The following is a 19,968-nucleotide window of genomic DNA, read 5'->3' as shown; positions in this document are numbered from 1 at the left end:
CTTTTTATTTGCATTAAAATCAAAATGATAGAATATAGAAAAAGTGCGGGAAAAAGCAGAGAAGAAAAGCTTTTTAAGATTAAATTTATACCAAGGTAACAATGACATCCTCTTCTAAAATTGCAGTTTGCGAACTACCTCTGTTCCCGTTACCAGAGGTAGTTCTATTTCCAACAAGACCCTTACCCCTGCACATTTTTGAATTTCGCTACCGAATTATGATGAATACAATTTTGGAGAGCGATCGCAGGTTCGGGGTTTTGATGGTAGATCCAATGAAAGGCACGATTGCTAACATTGGCTGCTGTGCAGAAATTGTTCATCATGAGAGACTACCAGATGACCGAATAAAGATGTGGACATTGGGTCAACAAAGATTTCGCCTTTTAAAGTATGTCCGTGAAAAGCCGTATCGAGTTGGCTTGGTTGAGTGGATTTCAGACAACTCTCCAACAAAAAATTTGCGACCTTTGGCTACTGATGTTGAACAATTACTCACAGATGTTGTGCGTCTGTCAGCTAAGTTAACTGAGCAAAACATAGAACTGCCAGAAGATTTGCCAAATTTACCAACAGAGTTATCTTACTGGGTAGCAAGTAATCTTTATGGTGTTGCTACAGAGCAACAGACATTGTTAGAAATGCAGGATACTGCTGCTCGTTTAGAACGGGAAGCAGAAATTCTCACTTCTACTCGTAACCACTTGGCAGCTCGTACCGTTCTCAAGGACACCTTCAATCAGAAGTTGTGAGTTGTGCTGGTTAGTCGTTAGTGGTTATTAGTCGTTAAATAAACAACAACTAAGTATTAACCACTAACTGCTTCACCAAGAGCGTTCATTGGTAAAACATTATAACTGCCAAGGATTTTTAATATCTCTGTATAGGAAGATATTTCTGCTAAAGCAGATTGTACGTGTGGTTGAGATGCGTCTGCTTCCAAATCAATAAAAAATAGGTATTCCCCAAGAGAACGCTTTGTTGGGCGAGATTCAATTTTACTGAGATTAATATTTAGACGAGCTAATACCTGTAGAGGTTTAGCCAATGCTCCTGGTATATTAGCAGGAACACTAAAAGCAATTGATGTGTAACGCGTACATTCTGAAACAGTGGGTTGGGAGATTGGTAAATGATTTTGACTGACCAGCCAAAAACGAGTACAATTTCCGGGATAGTCATTAATCTCGCTAGCTATTATTGGCAAGTTGTAGAGTTGCGCTGCCCGTTGGGATGAAATAGCTGCAGCAGTTAAGTCTTGCTTTAGTTGCAGTAGCGCCTCAGTGGTGGAATTCGTTGGAATTCGCTCTACACTGGGGAGAAACTTCTCCAACCACACTTGACATTGTGCTAAGCCTTGTGGGTGAGAATAAACTGTTTTGATATTTTCTAAGCTTTGAGCACAAGAAATTAATTTATGAGAAATGGGCATAACCAAAGCCAACTGAACTTGCAAACTATCTAGTTGCCATAATGTATCCAGTGTCATGGTCACACTGCCTTCAATAGAATTTTCCACAGGTACAACAGCCAATTGTGCCTCTTTTTGGGCAACGGCTCGTAATGTCTGAGCATTGCTGGGATAAGGGCATAACATAGCCTCAACTCCCGTACTTTTCGTCAACCAGTTGAGATAAAAAAGAGCGGCTTGTTCTGTGTAAGTACCTGGAGGTCCTAAGTGTGCAATCGATAGATTCATGAAGTTTAGTTTTGTGTGGATAGTTGACCACTCCCGAACCGCAACGCGAGCGTGAAGTCAGTTCACGTCCGCAATCAAGTGGAGGGAATGTTATTTATATTGAGTGTTGTGACTTGTTATCAGACATAATAAACTTCTTTCCACACAAATGAGTTATGACTGATGGCCCTTACGGGTTCGCGATAGGGGTTTCCCCACAGAGGCATGTGGCGTCCGCGCTGGCTCACTTACGACTTATGACGAACACAAATGTTTAAGAAAATATTACAATTATTTAACAGATATTTTAAAAAACTCATGTCTACTCGATTTACTGCCTATCAATCAATCGAAATTGCTGTTCCAGAACAGCCCATTCCAATTCAGCACTACTTACGTCAACCTCAACGCTTGGTTAACGCTTTAGTTGACCCTAGCCGTATCCAACAGCTTTCAGACGAAGTATTTCGGTTGAAAATGCGTCCTCTGAACTTTATGTCACTAAGTATTCAACCAACTGTAGACATGAGAGTCTGGGCTGAATCAAATGGAACAATTTATTTACGATCGCTAAATTGTGAAATCCTTGGTGTAGAGTATATCAACGAGCGCTTTACATTGAATTTGAAAGGGTATTTATTGCCAGAACCGCAAGTTACTAGCACGGTGATCAAAGGAAGAGCCGATTTAGAAGTGTTGCTAGATTTCCCCCCACCATTTTCCTATACACCTAAACCAATACTGGAAGCAACAGGCAATGGTTTGCTCAAAAGTGTTTTGCTGACAATTAAGCAAAGATTACTACATCAACTTTTAGGAGATTATTGCCGTTGGGTAACATTGCAAACGCGAGAAAAAGCGCTTGAGGATAAAAGTATGCCGCTCTTCAACCCAGAGCAATTATGAAGAAGTTTTAGTGTTTATGAATATAGAATTGTGATGAACTACAGATGTACATAGACCTATGCAGATGTCACGTTGTTGAGTGAAATCTCAATACGTTCGTAGAATCGGCTAGCTCCAAATATACACCTGTGGGCAAGTAAAAGGTGTCTGTGTTGATAGAAGCACCAAAGTAGATAAAGTAGTTGTGATCTACAACTATGGATAAGGTCTATTTAGCACAACTAAGTACCGTGATTTGACAAGGACGAAACGATTTACGATGTAATGGTGAAGATCCGTGCTGTTGCAGTGCCATCAGATGCCGCTGACTTCCATAACCCTTGTTGCGTTCCAAGTCATACATAGAATACTTAGAAGCGAGGCGAAGTATAAGGTCATCACGCCAAATTTTCGCAATAATGCTAGCAGAGGCAATAGCAATTGAGCGCTCATCTCCCTTGACTATCGTTTGTTGTGCCAGTGGCAAGTCTTTTACTAACTGATTGCCATCAATTAAACACAAAGCAGGCTGCACCTTTAACTTGAGAACAGCCCGCTTCATTGCTAGCATTGTTGCTTGAAGAATATTCGTCTGGTCAATCTCAGCTGTTGAAGCAAAACCAATTTTCCAGTCTATAGCCAGGGCACAGATTTGTTGCGCTAGCCGCACTCTTCGAGAACTGGATAGCTTTTTACTATCTTTAATTTCAACTGCTGTGAGTTGTGATAAAGCGCTATCTGGTAGTATCACTGCTGCTGCTACCACAGGACCAAACAGGGCACCTCGTCCCACTTCATCCACACCTGCAATCAGCCCTTGAGTACTTGACAGCATGGAAAAATCTAGCCACCTCATCTGTGTGTTGGGTGCTGACAACTTAGTAGAAGTGACAGTTCGCTCCGTCTTAATCATAAGTTTCTTAGTTTTCAGTATCAGTCTCCACAGAGGAAGAACGACGGCGACGGCGGCGCTTATCACTTAGACTGCTGGTTACTTCACTTTCATCTTCTGTCATTACGGGAAGATCCGAGACATCACCTGAGACATCACCTGAGACATCACCCGATACATCACCCGATACATCAGATGTCGTTTCTGGAATTGATTCGGTTGGTAGACTGGGTGTGACTACAGCGGTGACTCTAGCAGAGACAGGTGATTCTGAGGTTGATTCAGTTGGTGTTGCAGGACTGTGTCCAGGCAAGGTGACGTTGATAATAACAGATTTGGGATTTCTGACCTCCCGACTCAATTTTTCCAACGGAGAAACTCCCATCTGGGCGTAGACATCCTGTTCCTGAGACGACATTTCTACAGTTACAATCTCCGGTGGTTCTACCACTGGCTTGATTGGTTCTACCTTTGTCACCACTTTATGGCTACGTTCGATGACTCTGTCACTCCCCCAAGAAGGTTTGCTAATAGTGGGTGAAGAGACCTCTGATGGGGTGGGAAGTTCCGGCTCATCATCTATTTCCAAGTCTGGCTCGTTCAAAAACGCCAGAGGGTTATTAGTCCCAACCCGTGGCTCATCTTTGCCATTTCCCCCATTTAACCTTTCTATGCGCGTACTACGGCGGGTACGACGCTTTCTGCTATCAGTCATTTCTTGGTAGCTGGGATGATTGACTAGATTCAAAGTAGCCAAATCATTGTCACTCTCGTATGGTTCCCCATATCCTTCCAAGGTTTCCCGTGATTCAGTCGGTCGAGTTACTGGCAGACGTGGTTCTTTATAGGGCAAGGAAGATGCAAAACGGTCTGGTAATTCTGTTGGTGCGGCGAGGGGTCGGCTTTCAGTTTCTCCTGGTAAATGGACAATGTGCCCTAAACCGCCGCAGGTGGAACAAACTGTACCAAACAATTCGTAAATATTTTGACCTTGACGTTTGCGAGTGAGTTCTACTAAACCTAACTCAGTGAGTTGGGCAATCTGGGGACGAGCTTTGTCTGCTTTGAGTGCTTTGTTGAAATGTTCTAGAACATGCAGTTGATCACGCCGCGATTCCATATCAATAAAATCAACGACAATTACTCCTGCAACATTTCGCAACCGCAGCTGACGAGCAATTTCTGTGGCTGCTTCACAGTTTGTCCATAAAACAGTTTCTCTAGCTGTTGCCGATCGCGTGAATGAACCAGAGTTGACATCTATCACTGTTAATGCTTCTGTCGGCTCGATAATGATATAGCCTCCAGAAGGTAAGTCTACTCTGGGTTTGAGAGCTTCTTTAATTGCAGCATTAATACGGAAGTATTCTAAAATTGGTGCGCGATCACGGTGATGATCTATTAACACCCCTTGCGGTGTTTGTCCACCACTCCAGTTTTGCAAGTACTGTTTCACTCGCTTCAAGCCAGTACTGGAGTCTACCACAATTCTGTTTACATCTGCCCCGTACATATCCCTTAGCACGCGCTGGATGAAATCATCATCCCGATTTAAGAGCGCTGGCGGACGCGTTGATTGCCCTTCTTGCTGAATTGCTTCCCATTGCTTTTGCAGCAATTCTAAATCTTCAATAATCGCTTCTTCTGGTTTGCCTTCGGCTTCGGTACGAACTAACAAACCCATCCCTGCTGGTTTAATTAAAATTGCTAGCGCACGCAAACGATTACGTTCGCTTTCACTCCTAATCCGACGTGATAAATTGACTCCCCGACCGTATGGCATCAGTACAACGTAGCGTCCTGGCAAGGTAATGTTCCCGGTGAGCCTTGGTCCTTTAGTACCTGTTGGCTCTTTCATTACTTGCACTAATACTTTTTGCTGCGGTGTTAATAATTCTGTAATCGCCGCTGCTGTACGTCTGAGTCGTAGGGGACCTAAGTCAGTGACATGAATAAACCCATTTCGCTCTGGATCGCCTATATTAACAAAAGCCGCATCTATCCCAGGTAGTACATTCTCCACTACTCCTAAGTAGATATCACCGATTTGGTGATGTCCTGTGGCCACTACGAGTTCTTGTATTTGGTCTTCAGAAAATACTGCAGCAATTTGATGCTGTTCCGCGATGATAATTTGTTTTGGCATTCAATTATAGTCCTCAAAAACTGGCAGCATTAATAGACTTGGCAGTTTGTTATACCTCTGGCCGCTACAAGCCTGCTTATGCGCTGCGCTTAAAAATTGCGCTCACAAAAAACGAAACAAAGCTACTTAGGCGCTTAACTGCGTTGACAAGCCTGATCCATCCAGAACGGTTGCAATTAATTTAAGCAATTTAATGAACCGTCTGTGGTTAATTTTTGATGCAATACCCAATCGCTGGAAAGTGCGAAGTTCTGAGTTATGAGTTTTGACGAGCCACTACGCCCAAGGGCGCAGCTAATAAAAGTGCGAGGTTTCCCCCCCACCCTTGGAAACTGGCTTGCTCTAAGTAAGCGCTTATAGCAAGCGGCGTTTTATGAGTTGTTTACGCCTGTACGCCCTTGGGGGTTTTCAGCGTGTCCCTTTAGGACTTACAAAAAGCGCGTCTGTTGGAGGAGATACCCGTTCGCCTTTGGCGTGCCGTAGGCATAGGGTAAGTTCTGGGTCATTTACACTTCAACTCGCCACTCGTGACTTAACACTATCTCAACACTCGGTACTCGTTACTCGAACTACCTAAATTGTGGATTGGGCATTCAATTAATTTTAAAAATCATAGAATCAGAGAAGCCAGCAAGCCTATTGTAGGGGAAAAGCTGATTCACACAACCGAGATCAAAGAGAGTGTTATTAATCAGATGGGGTGTTTGTCTTAAATAAAAAACCCGCTAATCGTTTCACTCTAATATCTTTGCTTTTGCGCCCTGAGTATCAGGGTAGTGAATCAGTCCACTCAATGCAGCGCCAGAAAATTTCTCTTGATTCCATTCTAACGCAACCTTGTTAAAAATCAATTATCCTAAGGTGCTACTACAGGGCAATTACTAGCAAATTGCCCCGAAAAACTAAACTGCCAAAATCAGCCGATTCCGGTGAATTTGCAGCAGATTGAATTCTGTATCTGCTACTTGTTCTAGCATAAACAGGACTTGTTCGGGACGCAACAGCACCCCATCATGCCGACAGCTACCTACATATCGCAGGATAACTGCAGGTTCTTCCTGATGATCTCGGTGTTTTGGCAACTCTACTAATTCTAACTCAAATAAGCGATCGCGCAGATTTACCAACTGAATTTTGCCTGACTTGGTTGTGTGTTCCCACCAAAACTCATTTTTGGCTTTGATGGTTTCTACCCAATCTTGCCATTCTACAGGTGTGGCCGAAATAAGGCAACCCACAGTTATGAGATACTCACTAGCTTCCAGAGCTTGGTTTGCAGAACTTGCTTTTAAATCTAGCTCTTGAATCTGATATATGGGAATATCTAATGGCAGAGCATCAGCTAATTTTTGGCGAAAACTCTCCAAGTCAACTGGCTGTGTTAGCTCAAAATCTACAATTTCACCACTGCTGGTGGTTCCCAAAGGCAAAGCATGGGCGATAGAAATGCGAGGGGTTGGATGAAACCCACCAGTAAAAGAAATTGGCAAGCCGGCGCGGCGCACAGATCTATCAAATAAGCGCATCAAATCCAAGTGTCCGACTAAAGCCAAACCCCCTTGCTTGCCAAACCAGACACGCAGCCGTTGTGCTTTGGTCGTATTTGGGACAAACTCACCCGCAAATGCTGGGATAGAAGGCGGCTCTATCACAATATTATGACCAAAGTCAGTGCCACACACGCCACAGTGAGAACAACTTTCAAAAGAGCAATCTGGCACAGTTGCTGCATCTAAAGCGCGTTGCAAATCTTCCTTAAGCCATTTTTTCTCTATACCAGTGTTAATGTGGTCCCAAGGCAGGGGTGAATCAAGGCTAGGGATCCAGGCAGTCAATGCTTGGTTTTCTTTTTTGCTCGTTTCCTCCTTTTCTTTCTCCTTGTCTGCTGTTGTTGCAAACAAGTTCCACTCGCCCTTCTCCACTTGGCGATATTTCCAATCTAAACCAGCTTCCAAGATGGCTTGTTCCCAAGCAATGAAAGCTTTTTCTACACTTTCAAACCAAGAATCCATGCCTGCACCTAATTCCCAAGCACGGCGCAATACTGAACCTAGGTGGCGATCGCCTCGTCCGATAAAATCTTCCATTGCTGAAATGCGGACATCAGTGAAATTCACCTTCACGTCCTTGAAACGGCGGAATGCTTGGCGCAGTAACTCTTGCTTGCGCTTAAACTCAGCAGTGGAAACAGAGTGCCACTGAAAAGGTGTATGAGGCTTGGGCGTAAAGTTAGAGATTGTTAAGTTAAATGACAGTGGTCTTCTGCCTTTGGCTCGACACTCCCTTTTTAACCAGCTTACCGTTTCTGCTATGCCTAAAACATCAGCATCAGTTTCACCTGGCAAGCCAATCATAAAATAAAGTTTAATTTTGTCCCAGCCTTGTTCCCAAGCTGTTTTTACACCCCGCAGTAGTTCTTCGTTCGTCAAACCCTTGTTAACTATATCTCGCATTCTTTGAGTTCCGGCTTCTGGAGCAAAAGTCAGTCCTCCTTGCCGCACACCACCAAGGATGTTGGCAATATTTTCATCAAATCTATCAACTCGTTGGCTTGGTAAAGTAAGAGAAATATTCTCATCTTTGAGCCTATTCTTGATTTCCATCCCCACTGCTGGTAAGGATAAATAATCAGAACAGCTTAAGGACAGTAAAGAAAACTCATTGTAACCTGTTTGCCGCATTCCCGAATCTATTGCTTCCACTACCTTTTGTGGCTCTACATCTCGTGCTGGTCGAGTCAGCATTCCTGGTTGGCAGAAGCGACAGCCACGAGTACAACCACGCCTAATTTCAATTGTCAGGCGGTCATGGACTGGCTCGATATAGGGAACTAACCCGATAGAATAGGCTGGCATTGGGCTTGCTATCCGCCGCACAATTTGTTTTGGGACATCTGGGTGGTTAGGATGAACTGACCCATCCTCTGCCATATCATAAAACAAAGGAACATAGACGCCTGGTATCTGCGCTAAATCCAGCAACAATTCTTTACGACTCAGTCCTGCTTTTTTACCTTCTTCCAAAACTAAGCCGATTTCTGGCAACAGTTCCTCACCATCTCCTAAGGCGAAAAAGTCGAAGAACTCAGCATACGGTTCCGGATTGGATGTAGCTGTCTGTCCCCCTGCAAAAATCAGAGGGTAACTAAAGGAGAAGGGTGTACGGGGGGACGACGAGGAAGTAACGTCCTCGTTATCTGATTTTGTCTCCACCTCTAGACGTTCTTGCCAAGTTAGGGGAATTCCAGCTAAGTCCAACATTTCTAAAATGTTGGTTGCTCCGAGTTCATAACTGAGGCTAAAGCCTAGAATGTCAAATTCGCTTAGTGATCGCTTAGATTCTACGGCGAACAATGGTGTCTTTGTTGCTCGTAGTTTTATTGCTAGATCTGATCCTGGTAGGTAAGCGCGATCGCATAACTGACGCGGCTGAGCGTTCAGTATATTATAAAGGATAATGTGTCCTAAATTCGATGCGCCCACTTCATAAATTTCCGGGTATGTTAGAACCCAATGGATTTCTGCCGTATACCAAGGCTTATGAATTGCTAAGAGCTCGTTACCTAAGTAACGAGCTGGTTTTACTATATCCGATGTGATTAACTTTTCAACTGCAACATTCACTGTGCTATCTTTTAGCTACCTTAATTACAGCTACTCACTTCTAACATTAGCATTTTAATGGTGTTTCAACAGAGCCACTGATTTTTCCTTAAGACTTTTTTTGACATGAGTTCGTTTTCACTGATTGGATCGCAAAGCAAGCTGCTTCAAATGCCGCTTTCCCTTCAAATATCTCAAAAACCCTATCTAACTGAGTCATTTCAAATATAATTCTCAAGCATGGTGAAATAGAGCACAGGCTAAAGCTCCGTCCTAGTTTCTGAGATAGCTTAAGTGCAGACACTAATGCCATCAAGCCAGCACTGTCAACAGATTCCACAAACTCTAAGTCTACGAGTAACAAACAAACCCCGTCTTGTGAGAGTGCTTTGGTTATATTTGTTTCAAATTCTAAAGCGTTTGTGGCATTTAGGCAACCTTGAGGACTAATAACAGTTATTTTTGGATAGTCTAGTAGTACTTGCATCGTTTTAAAGTTATTGAACTTTAAGGTTAGATGTATTTGACCATAAACTTTTTTTTCTCACATCGACCATTCGTCTTAGTTATCTTTGCTGAATCTTTATTGCTATAGAGTTACTGTTTAAAGATTCTCAAAAACCCTAGTGTAACTGTGTTTCAATATACTTTTTTTTTATATTTAGGAAAATATAATCTTCACAAATTGCCGTAGAGGCGATGATAAACAGCTAATTACACCTAGAAATTTTATTTATCATACTTCGATTGAATTGCAAGAGGAAACGTTAACCTTACAACAGCCACTTCGTTGATAAACCTATCTTAAAAATAAGACACACAAAAAACCCCCGCAGTGAGCGAAAAGTTCCTTTGTGGAATATCCAAACCCTCCTGTTGTTCAAAGCAGCATCTTTCCATGAGGTGCGCAACTGTTTTGGTACAACAGATCAGGATTTTTATCTGCCTGATCACTCGTACTGAACAACTGCGGTGCCTTTTTACTTTATGAACTGCTTTGACGTCACGATTAGTCGGGTTAAAATACCCCCATGACTTAATTTTGCTGTGTGGGTTAAAACGTAGATGTGTACAACCTTACTTACTTGCCTCTTTCCCTTTTGAGCAAGAAGTCTGCTGATAATTGGCAGATAGTTGAAGCAGCAATGAGCTATGTTTCCAGATTTTTGTGATCTTGATCGCTTACACAGACAGTTTGAGATCACTCTTTATATCAAATGATACCATAGATAATGATTACCTATAAACTGGGTGTAATCAGAATGACAACAAAATACTCTATTCGTCGATTAGTAGAAAAAGCTCTTGATATAAAAAAGTTGACTCCTGAAATAGAAAATGAAATCAACTCAGAATTGACACAACTGGGTTATATTTCAGACGTTGACTATGAAGCTTTAGAACTTTTAATGGCAGAGATGGATGCTGGTCGTGTTCAATTAGTTCCAAGCGCAGGTTGTTTCTTCTAAGTGGTTGGATTGATAGCTTTTTACTGAAATTAAGTAAACACTATAGTAGTCACCGAACTTCAATAGCAGAAAAAATAGAAACTACAGTAACGGTAGTACCAATAATTACACTGAAATATTGTCACTACTGATACTTTTTCTAAAGGTTAAATACACCTATTGCACGAATAGTGGAAAAATAGAAAAGAACAGGTCGAGCAGTACTGATGACCTCTGAACAGTTCAAAGAACTACAACCATGTGAGTTTCAACGGTTGAGTGCTGTAGGAGAAAGCTTTTTTCGGACAGTCCTGAGTGCTTTCTTCACAACGGATGCACGAAGCAATTCAACGTATGAAAGATGCAGGTATTCGTTATCAGTCCTGAATTCTCAAGACGAGTTTTGACTCATTTGCACTTCAACACTCAGAACTTTCTTTTTGTGCTTGCCAAATTTCGTGAATAAACTGATTGAGTTGTTGCTTAGCATCTAAAATCTGTCCTGGTTTTGGTTGTTTTGCCAAAACCTCACTTAAAAAACCTATGACTTCTGTGTCTAAGGCAGGTTGAAATAAATTGATAGACCAAAGCAGATCAGAAGCATCTCGCAGATCAATGATCTGCGGGATTTCTTGAGTGAAGGCGACTAGCAGCCAAGGACGTACCCAACACAACTGACGGGAAACGACTACTTGAATGACTTCTGCGTACAGCCTCCTGTCGCTATGCTCTAAATACACAATTTGTCCTGCTTTAAACTCCACACTCATGTTCATGCAGTTTAGGCGCATTTTTATCAATTCTAAGAGAATAAGGTGTCAACACACAGCAAAGCCATGCAGCTATCAACCCAGAAGCGCAAAAATTTTGACTTACACCACATTTGTATGAGTATGCTATAAAATGGATAAATAAGTGTTAAGCAATATTTTGACAAATATTCTGCTGTACTAATTCAGCCAAAAAAGAGTAAAGAGCCGTGTCTGTCGAAACTTTACAGAAGAATTCAACATCCCGCAAGCTAGCGCCTCGGTATCGCGTTTTGCTTCATAACGATAACCACAACTCTATGGAGCATGTGGTACAAGTTCTATTAACTACAGTGCCAAACCTTACCCAGCCTCAAGCTGTTAGCATTATGATGGAAGCGCATAGCAATGGTTTTGCCTTAGTTATTACTTGCGCTCAAGAACACGCTGAGTTCTATTGCGAAACCTTGAAAAATCATGGTTTGACCAGCACAATTGAGCCTGAGGAATAGTTGGGCTATTTGAATTGAAAAAAGTTTTACTCCGTTTACGCCAACGCCCTGCCCCAATAAGGCTGGGCGCTTTTATATTAACTTTGGTGGGAATATGGTTGCCCATAGCCGTACCTATTTATTTGTTGGTAGATGATTCCAATTTAGTCACTATCTTGACTATGGTACCGCTGGCAATTGGATTTTTCGTGCTTCTCCCTATATGGAACAAATATGTATACCAGCAGCGACAGATATTTCGGCACTATGGTTTAGAAAGAACACGCCTCAATAAAGTGGAACTGGTGCGCGGCTTGGCTATTGGGCTGATTACCATTCTGATTCTATTTAGTTTAGAAGGACTCCTGGGTTGGTTGGTGTGGCAAAAACCCAATATTTTTTTGCTCAGAGTCGTTTTAGAAGGGTTAATTACCAGTTTGGGTGTGGCATTTGCAGAGGAATTGTTTTTCAGGGGGTGGATATTGGATGAACTGCAGCGGGATTATACCCCCCCTGTCGTACTTTGGACAGATGCCACCATTTTTGCGATCGCCCACTTTATTAAACCACTGCCAGAAGTCATTCGCACCTCCCCGCAATTTTTTGGCTTATTGTTGCTAGGGTTAACACTGGTATGGGCGAAGCGGGGTTCCAGGGGACGCCTAGGTTTACCGATTGGTTTACATGGTGGTTTAGTTTGGGGATACTACATTATTAATGTTGGGGGATTGATGAAATATTCTCGTCAAGTTCCCGACTGGGTGACGGGCGTGAATGATAATCCTTTGGCAGGAGTGATAGGGTTGGTGTTTTTGGGTGGGCTGGCGTTGTGGATGAGGGGGCGGGCAGTGAAAATTTGAATAATTAAAAATGGAGTTTTGCTGGGTTACGGACAAAGTACTAACGCACCTTACTTTAAGGGATTGCGAATATAGCCTCTGTTATTGTTAATATTTACCCACGCCAATGTTTCGGAAAAATTTCCGGCCTTATCAAATTGTGGTTGAATGACGAAGTTGCCATTCTTGTCGATGTAACCCCACTTGCTGCCAGTCTTTACTGCCGCTAGCCCTTCGGAAAACTTCCCAACCTCATCAAATTGCGCCTTGACTACGAGGTTTCCCGTTTTGTCAATGTAACCCCAGTTGCTACCAATCTTTACACCTGCCAGACCTTCAAAAAAATTCCAGGCTTGATCAAATTGCGCCTTGACTACGAGGTTTCCCGTTTTGTCGATGTGACCCCACTTGCCACCAATCTTTACGCCTGCCAGACCTTCATTAAATATATATACCTGATCAAATTGTGGTTGAATTACGAAGTTTCCCGTTTTGTCGATGTAACCCCACTTGCCACCAATCTTTACGCCTGCCAGATCTTCATTAAATTTATATACCTGATCAAATTGTGCCTTGACTACGAAGTTTCCCGTTTTGTCGATGTAACCGTACTTGCCGCCAGTCTTTACTCCTGCCAACCCTTCGGAAAAGTCTTGAGCCTCAGGAAATTTTCGTTCAATGACAAAACGTCCTGTCTTGTCTATATAACCCCAAGTGCGAGCAACTCGTACCCGCGCCAGCCCTTGGGAAAACTTTTGAGCACGATCTTTGGCATACTGTGGCGGAATCACAAAGCGTCCAGTTTTGTCTATATAGCCTCCGTTCTGACCAGAAATCCACACTACTGCCAGTCCTTCAGAAAAGTTATCAGCGTCGTCAAATTGCGGTCGAATGACTTCGGTACCGTTCTTGTCGATATAGCCGTACTTACCGTCAATGTTTACCTTCGCCAGCTCATCGGAAAAATAGCTAACTCCTTCAAATCGTGGCTCAATCGCCCAGTTAATATTCTGTGGCGATGCACTCGGCGTTGTTGATGGAGATGTTGTCGGTAGCGCAGAGGCTATTGGTGTTGGAGAAGCTGTTACAGGTTGCGAAGATGGAGATGGAGAGCGATTTAGTAGAATAACAGTAGCAATGACTCCTATTCCTAGTCCGCCCAGTCCAATTAAACCTCCCCACAGAAATGATTGAGGAATTTGTGACGTGACACGAGCAACTCTATTAAACTGTTGGGACTGCTGTGGGGTTTGTTGCTGTGGGATTTGTTGCTGTGGCGCTAAAGCATTTACTGCTTGTAAAGCTTCAGATGCTGACTGGTAGCGCTGACTAAAGTGGTAGCCCACCATTTTGTTTAAAACTTCTTCTAACTTCTTGTTGACTTGTGCATAATGACTCCACATCAGTTCACCTGTTGTAGAGTCTTGGAGAAACTGTTGAGGAAGTAACCCTGTGAGCGCTTGGATAGCAACCATTCCTGCGGCATATACATCGCTACATAATTTGGGGTCACGATTAGCTTGTTCATTCGGCATATAGCCAGGAGTACCAATAGCAATGGTAGACCTTACGACACCTTGAGTGTTCTTTGCTAAAGTTCCAATCTCTTTGACTGCACCAAAGTCAATGAGAACAATCTTGCCATCTGTTCGGCGGCGGATTAAATTTTTAGGCTTGATATCTCGGTGAATAATATTCCGTTGATGGACAACCGCCAATACTTCCAAGATTTCCTGCAACAATTGAAGGACTTCGTTTTCACTAAAACGCTTGCCAGGACTGAGTTCTTTGCTGAGATCATGCCCATCAACAAATTCCTGAACCAGATAGAATTCCCCATTTTCTTCAAAGTGGGCAAAAAGGTTTGGGATTTTGTCATGCTGACCTAATAAGTACTGAACTTGTGCTTCTGTTTCAAACAAACGTCTGGCAATGGATAAAAGATCTGGATCGAGGCTTGGCGGTTTCAGGTGTTTTACGACACATTGAGGATGCTTGGGTAAATCCCTGTCTCTCGCTAAGTAAGTGTCGCCAAATCCTCCGCTTCCTATGTGTGCAACAATTTGATAGCGATGACGCAGGATTGTTCCTTGGACAAGCATACAGCTGATGGAAGTGCGTTATACATTCACGTCTATTCTGGCACAATTACCACAATTAAACAGTAGAATGCCTTATAAGACTATATTTCTTGACTTCCATCACCAAATAGTGTTCCTGCTGGATAGTTTAATTTTGCAGTCCCGACTAATCACTGGCACTCCCAGATACAAAGCTGTAGCAGCAATAATGCGATCTGGTAAATCTGGCACTTGTGTGCGCTCAACTAAACGCAAAGCTTGGGCTATATGTCGATCAAATGGAACTTCTGCTAATACAGCATCAGTTGTGTCAACAACTGCAAGCAGTCTCTCAAGCGTCAGTGCAGAAATACGTCCTTTCTCGCTTAAGTAGACAATCTCAGCTAGAGTAATTGAGGAGAAAGCAACTTGATCGCCAGCAGATGCAATTTGTGCGATCATACTTCTTGCAGTAATCGAGAGTCGCGCATCAGCAAAAATATACCAGATCACTGTGTGAGTATCAGCGACAGCACGCAGCATTAAATGTCCTCCCGTGGGAAGTTAGCCCATTCCTGACTGCGGGCTGCATCAATTTCGGATTCTGAAGGTGCTTGTCCCAAATCAGCACATAAACCCCACAATGATTTGCGGGGTGTAGGCGGGTTGTCGATTAACTCGCGTTCTATTTCAGGAGCAATTTGCACCAATCAAACGCACCTTGTCCACTGTTGAAAGCTGCAATGCTTGCTTAAGAACTTCCTGTAGACTCATAAGTTTTTCCTTACGAAACTCTCTCAACCGATGTCCCTACCAAACACGCTCTCTCCAAATTCACACCATTTAAATTAGCCCCATCTAATTCAGCACAAAGTAAATTAGCACCCGTCAAATTCGCACCAGCAAGATTGGCTTTGCGCAAGTCAGTTTCTTCCAAATTCGCCTCACTTAACAACGCACCTTGCAAATCAGCGCGACTCAAGTCTGCACCTTTAAGATTCGCCCCAGTCAAATTCGCGCCTCGCAAGTCAGCACCTCGAAAGTCAACACCTTGCAAGTTGACATTCATCAAATTGGCACCACTCAAGAAAGCACCTGCAAGGGAGACTTCACTCAGTCTTGCTCCCATTAAATTAGCACCACGCAAATTTCCACCTCGTAAGTCAGCGCCTGTCAAATCTGCTTGCATCAAGTTCGCTCCCATAAGGTTCGCCCGCAAGTCAGTTTCTACGAGGTTGGCTCCCATCAAATTTGCACCTTCTAAATGTCCACCTTCGAGTTTGGAACCTGTAAAAATTGTGCCAACAAGGTGAGCACCAGCAAGATTAACGCGACTTAAATCAGCGTTTGATAAATCTTCGTCCTCTAAATTTGTTCCTGGCAGATTTTTGAGTTTTCCTAATCGAATTTCTTCTATGTTCATATAAATTATGGATTATCAAGATAATTACATTTTGCACACAGACACAAAGGTACAAAGAGTTTCTCAGCGTCTGTGAGCTTTTGTATCAAATGATTATTTGTCGTAAGTGCGAATCTGCTCACTAGTTTTGCTTTCGCTATCTAACCTGCTATTGAGTAGCCACATACTAGTGCTAGCTTTAGGTGTCATCACAGGTACATCCAGTCCCTGTTGTAAACCCATGACTAATAAAGCCAATGTATCTACAAGTTTAGGATCAAAGCGATAGGATTGCAGTTGCCTGCACTCTTCTAAAGCTTGAGCAAATATCTCCTCGCGACTTAACTGAGACATTTCTTTGTGATTCAGCCGCCATTGGAAATCCGCGACTAATGCGAGAATTCTCGACTCCAAAGGAATTTCATCTCCAACTAACCGGGCTGGTTCACCTGTACCATCCCAGTACTCAGTTTGATGTGTAATAATTTGGGCGATCGCTCGCAATTGTGGCATAGTTCGCAGAACTTGCGCTCCTGGTACCAAAGGACAACTCAAGGCACAAGTGGGTGCATCTTCTTGGTAGCGTGTAGAAGTTCCACCAGAAAGAACGCTTTCTACTCTTTGCAATGGATCTATACGGTGCAGCAAAGCTGCAAGACGCAAACGTTTCATCTGCCATGCAGGAATATCCAAAAGTTGCCCCATTGTTTCTGCTAGCGCTACCACTTGTGCGGCTGCCATTGGATTGGTAGTATCAGTAGCATCAATAATTTGCGCCATCCGTAAAAATGCTTGGATTTCGTTGGAAACCAGGTTACCGTCCAAGGCTTGATGGCGAGTTGCTGTAGGCACGGAAATGTTCACTTGCCCTGTTTGGAGGTACTCTACTACCCGAGAAACCACTGCACTCAAGTCTTCTGGTGTTGCAAGACGCGACTGAATTGCCTGTTTATGTGCCTTGAGTTTTTGTGCCAGTTCTGGGTTATATTCTCCGATATGGGAAATTGCCAATTCTGCTGTTTCTTTGACTAACTCTGGCTCAAATGTCCACAAGCCGTAGAATTTCCGCTCTACATCTGATGCAGGTACTCCGCTAGAACCATAATCAGCAACTGAAAGTTCTTGACAAATTACCATTGCTGTGTATCCTGGTGCGAGAATAATCAAGTGCCATTCCTCCGCCACTGGATCAGTTGAATCTAATCCTACCAGGTTCACATTGGGCAACTGGCTTGTGGGATGTTCAGCAAAGCCTGTATCCAGGGAAGCCATGATCGCGATTTGACCGGATTTTTTAGCAATATCTGCATATCTTTCGGCTTCTTGCAAATACCATTTTCCTTGTTGGAAGGCTGTGATGACTAAAGGTGTACTGTCGTCAGTTAAAATGTGGTCTTCCAGAGCATGACACAAGGAAACCAAGGTGTTTTTGTAGTAAACGCCGTATTGAATTGGTCTTTTACTATGGCGATGAGCTGCTTCTAGCTTTTGTAAAATTGAGCCTTCTAACATGGTATTTAATCAAATGAAACGCAAAGACGCTAAGCAACGACAAAGGAGAAAGTTTTGAGTTTTGAATTTGATCTGAAGTTTGCGCCAATTATTTTTTAGTTTACTGTTTAAAGGCTACGCTACGCCAATGCACTGAGGGCTACAATGGTGATTTTGTGATCAGTGTGCCGCAAGCCGTAGGCATAGGGATTGGTATGCGCTGTGCCCTTACAAAGAACAGGATTTCAGACAACTGAAGATACTGTATTACTATTGACAAGTTTATCACCATAAAAAATACGAAAATTCCTGATGAAATTTGTCACAACAATACTAGTACTAAATATTACTTTAATTAGCAGAATTTTCTTAAGCATAGTGCCTATGAAAGCCTATGGCACTGAGGTTAGACAGCTTTTAAGTTTCCAAACTCTTAACAGGAAGGTTCAAACTCCAGTTAAAACAGCAGGCACTACCACGGAAAAACAGCCAACCACTCCACCGGCTAAACCAGTGGTTGAAAATGCCAGAATGGACAACTATGAAAATCACTACCAAGTCAATCTCGACTACACCTATACAGAAGTGATTGCCCAACGGATGACTTTGCTAACTCGACAGGGAATTGAAGATTGGCAGCGGGCAAACCAGAGTTATTCTCCTGACACTCAATCATTGGAATTAGTTGAGGCTTATGTGATTCAACCGAATGGGGAAAAAGTCAAAGTCACTGAAGAAAATATTTTCACCCGCCCAAGCCAGGAATCACAGGATGCACCCGGATTTTCCAACAGTATGACAACAACTGTGGTGTTTCCAAAACTGATGGTAGGTAGCCAAACCTTCGTTAAATGGAAACTGACTCAGAAAAAGCCATCAATTGACTTCAGTGATATAGAGACTCCATCATTTCGAGAGTCATCGGTTAAGGAAACCGTGCAAATCTCCATACCAACTTCACTCAAACTGCGCTGGAAAAAGCGGGGTGCTTATGTGGTGAGTGATAAAATTCAAGGCGATCGCAGGATAATTACGGCTGTGATTGCCAACCAGCCAGCCCGTCAGTCTGAAAATGACATGGTTGATCCTACAGATGTTGATTCTGTCTTTGTGTTTTCCAATCTTGATAGTTGGGAGGAACTGGGTAAAATCGTTTGGCGGGATTGGCACGACAAGGCTGTGGTGACACCAGAGATTAAAAGGCTGGCAGACAAAATTACGGGAGACAAACAAGGCATTGAAGCGACACGGTTAATCTATAACTGGGTTGCTCAAAATATTAAATATGTCGCCGTTTACCTGACAGAATCTGCAGGCTACATACCCCATACTTCCACAGCAATTTTGCGAAATGGTTATGGAGATTGTAAAGATTATGTGCTTTTAATGCAAACCTTGCTAAAAGCGAAAGGTATTAATTCTGTGCCTGTGTTAGTTAACTGGGGTTCGATATATCAAACAGTTCCATTACCAACAAGTTCTCAGTTTAATCATGCAATTATTTATCTACCTGATTACAAGATTTTTGCAAATCCGACTGATAATTATGCATCTTTTGGACAACTGGATGTTTCTTTACGCAATAAATTTGTAGTGATGGCAACACAAAAAGGTCTCACTGCATACACGCCAAAATCCATTGCTAATCAAAATCGCTATTCCATGACTAGTACAATCACAATTGCTAACGATGGAAGCATCAACGGGCAAAGTGAAGTGCAATACTTCGGAAGTTTCAACACTCCATCTCGGCGCTACTTTGCTTCCGATAAACCAGAGCAAATTGTCAATCAACTCCTCGCTGCAACTCCTGAAGGGGGTAGTGGTACGCTAGAAACTAGTGACCTGAATAATCTGGAGCAACCTGTGACAGTCAAGGGCAAATGGCTAAGCCCTTATGCTGTAAGTATAGACAAACAAATTTATTTTAGTACGCCTTTTGGGGTTAGCACGATAAATCCACAATCGCTGCGCGGATTTATCACATTTAATAAGCGTTCGTATCCCCTGGTTGTGGGAGCAGGGAATGGAAGTTGGGAGTACAAAATTATACTACCTACTGGATATAAAATCAGTCATTTACCTGAAAATAGAAGCTTCTCAAACGCTGCTGGAGAATACAAATGCCGTTATGAAGTAGGCAACGGATACATTCGAGTTCAGCGCAATTTAACGTTCCAAAAGGATGTTTATAGTGCTCAAGAATATCCAGCGTTCCAAGATTTGATTTACAAGATAATTAATGATGCACGCAGTGTGATGGTTTTAGAAAAATTTTAAAAACA

General features: G+C 42.8%; 17 protein-coding genes. 6 read left to right on the top strand and 11 right to left on the bottom strand.

What is annotated here, in order from left to right:
• The first annotated feature begins 101 nt into the window (after positions 1–101).
• Positions 102–752, top strand: coding sequence for an LON peptidase substrate-binding domain-containing protein (locus tag DP114_RS06725; RefSeq protein WP_169263500.1), 651 nt, complete (start codon positions 102–104; stop codon positions 750–752).
• A gap of 56 nt (positions 753–808) precedes the next feature.
• On the opposite strand, the gene pheA is transcribed toward DP114_RS06725, so the two are convergent.
• Entirely contained in the window at positions 809–1,699 is an 891-nt protein-coding gene (gene pheA / locus DP114_RS06720) for a prephenate dehydratase (RefSeq protein WP_169263499.1), read from the bottom strand.
• A 297-nt stretch (positions 1,700–1,996) separates the two neighbouring features.
• On the opposite strand from pheA, the gene DP114_RS06715 reads away from it, so the two are divergent.
• Positions 1,997–2,584, top strand: a complete 588-nt coding sequence (locus DP114_RS06715) for a DUF1997 domain-containing protein (RefSeq protein WP_169263498.1) — start codon at positions 1,997–1,999, stop codon at positions 2,582–2,584.
• A 208-nt stretch (positions 2,585–2,792) separates the two neighbouring features.
• On the opposite strand, the gene DP114_RS06710 is transcribed toward DP114_RS06715, so the two are convergent.
• From DP114_RS06710 to DP114_RS06695, 4 genes are all read right to left on the bottom strand, one after another.
• Complete coding sequence (locus DP114_RS06710; RefSeq protein ID WP_171975746.1) at positions 2,793–3,476, bottom strand: ribonuclease HII; 684 nt, start codon at positions 3,474–3,476, stop codon at positions 2,793–2,795.
• Positions 3,477–3,483: 7 nt separating this feature from the next.
• Entirely contained in the window at positions 3,484–5,601 is a 2,118-nt protein-coding gene (gene rne / locus DP114_RS06705; RefSeq protein ID WP_171975745.1) for a ribonuclease E, read from the bottom strand.
• Positions 5,602–6,503: 902 nt separating this feature from the next.
• On the bottom strand, positions 6,504–9,224 hold the full coding sequence (locus tag DP114_RS06700) for a TIGR03936 family radical SAM-associated protein (protein ID WP_171975744.1): 2,721 nt from the start codon (positions 9,222–9,224) through the stop codon (positions 6,504–6,506).
• 88 nt (positions 9,225–9,312) lie between these two features.
• Positions 9,313–9,690: an STAS domain-containing protein gene (locus tag DP114_RS06695; protein ID WP_169263494.1), complete on the bottom strand. Its 378-nt coding sequence runs from the start codon at positions 9,688–9,690 to the stop codon at positions 9,313–9,315.
• Positions 9,691–10,465: 775 nt separating this feature from the next.
• On the opposite strand from DP114_RS06695, the gene DP114_RS06690 reads away from it, so the two are divergent.
• A complete protein-coding gene (locus tag DP114_RS06690) occupies positions 10,466–10,672 on the top strand; it encodes a hypothetical protein (RefSeq protein WP_169263493.1) in 207 nt (68 codons plus the stop codon).
• Between the two features lie 398 nt (positions 10,673–11,070).
• Here the strand turns inward: DP114_RS06690 and DP114_RS06685 are convergent, their stop codons facing one another.
• On the bottom strand, positions 11,071–11,427 hold the full coding sequence (locus DP114_RS06685) for a hypothetical protein (RefSeq protein WP_169263492.1): 357 nt from the start codon (positions 11,425–11,427) through the stop codon (positions 11,071–11,073).
• Between the two features lie 203 nt (positions 11,428–11,630).
• Between DP114_RS06685 and clpS the strand changes: the two genes are divergently transcribed.
• Together clpS and DP114_RS06675 are read left to right on the top strand one after the other, a co-directional pair.
• On the top strand, positions 11,631–11,912 hold the full coding sequence (gene clpS, locus DP114_RS06680; protein ID WP_169263491.1) for an ATP-dependent Clp protease adapter ClpS: 282 nt from the start codon (positions 11,631–11,633) through the stop codon (positions 11,910–11,912).
• Between the two features lie 14 nt (positions 11,913–11,926).
• Positions 11,927–12,751 carry a CPBP family intramembrane glutamic endopeptidase gene (locus DP114_RS06675; protein ID WP_171975743.1) on the top strand — a complete coding sequence of 275 codons (825 nt, stop codon included), beginning with the start codon at positions 11,927–11,929 and terminating at the stop codon, positions 12,749–12,751.
• A gap of 50 nt (positions 12,752–12,801) precedes the next feature.
• Here DP114_RS06675 and DP114_RS06670 read toward each other — a convergent pair whose 3' ends face one another.
• The 5 genes from DP114_RS06670 to DP114_RS06650 form a co-directional block, all read right to left on the bottom strand.
• Positions 12,802–14,832, bottom strand: a complete 2,031-nt coding sequence (locus DP114_RS06670; RefSeq protein ID WP_169263489.1) for a WG repeat-containing protein — start codon at positions 14,830–14,832, stop codon at positions 12,802–12,804.
• A gap of 99 nt (positions 14,833–14,931) precedes the next feature.
• Positions 14,932–15,333: a type II toxin-antitoxin system VapC family toxin gene (locus DP114_RS06665; RefSeq protein WP_171975742.1), complete on the bottom strand. Its 402-nt coding sequence runs from the start codon at positions 15,331–15,333 to the stop codon at positions 14,932–14,934.
• Entirely contained in the window at positions 15,333–15,497 is a 165-nt protein-coding gene (locus DP114_RS06660) for a hypothetical protein (protein ID WP_246163079.1), read from the bottom strand. Before DP114_RS06660 ends, DP114_RS06665 begins: the two co-directional genes overlap by 1 nt.
• A gap of 77 nt (positions 15,498–15,574) precedes the next feature.
• Entirely contained in the window at positions 15,575–16,213 is a 639-nt protein-coding gene (locus DP114_RS06655; RefSeq protein ID WP_169263488.1) for a pentapeptide repeat-containing protein, read from the bottom strand.
• Positions 16,214–16,306: 93 nt separating this feature from the next.
• Complete coding sequence (locus DP114_RS06650; RefSeq protein WP_171975741.1) at positions 16,307–17,704, bottom strand: DICT sensory domain-containing protein; 1,398 nt, start codon at positions 17,702–17,704, stop codon at positions 16,307–16,309.
• A 363-nt stretch (positions 17,705–18,067) separates the two neighbouring features.
• Between DP114_RS06650 and DP114_RS06645 the strand changes: the two genes are divergently transcribed.
• Positions 18,068–19,963 carry a DUF3857 domain-containing protein gene (locus tag DP114_RS06645; RefSeq protein ID WP_171975740.1) on the top strand — a complete coding sequence of 632 codons (1,896 nt, stop codon included), beginning with the start codon at positions 18,068–18,070 and terminating at the stop codon, positions 19,961–19,963.
• The last annotated feature ends 5 nt before the right edge of the window (positions 19,964–19,968 follow it).

The sequence above is a fragment of the Brasilonema sennae CENA114 genome (assembly GCF_006968745.1).
Lineage (GTDB): Bacteria > Cyanobacteriota > Cyanobacteriia > Cyanobacteriales > Nostocaceae > Brasilonema > Brasilonema sennae.
The sequence above is the reverse complement of the archived record's forward strand: the minus strand, read 5'-3'. Positions and strand labels throughout refer to the sequence as shown.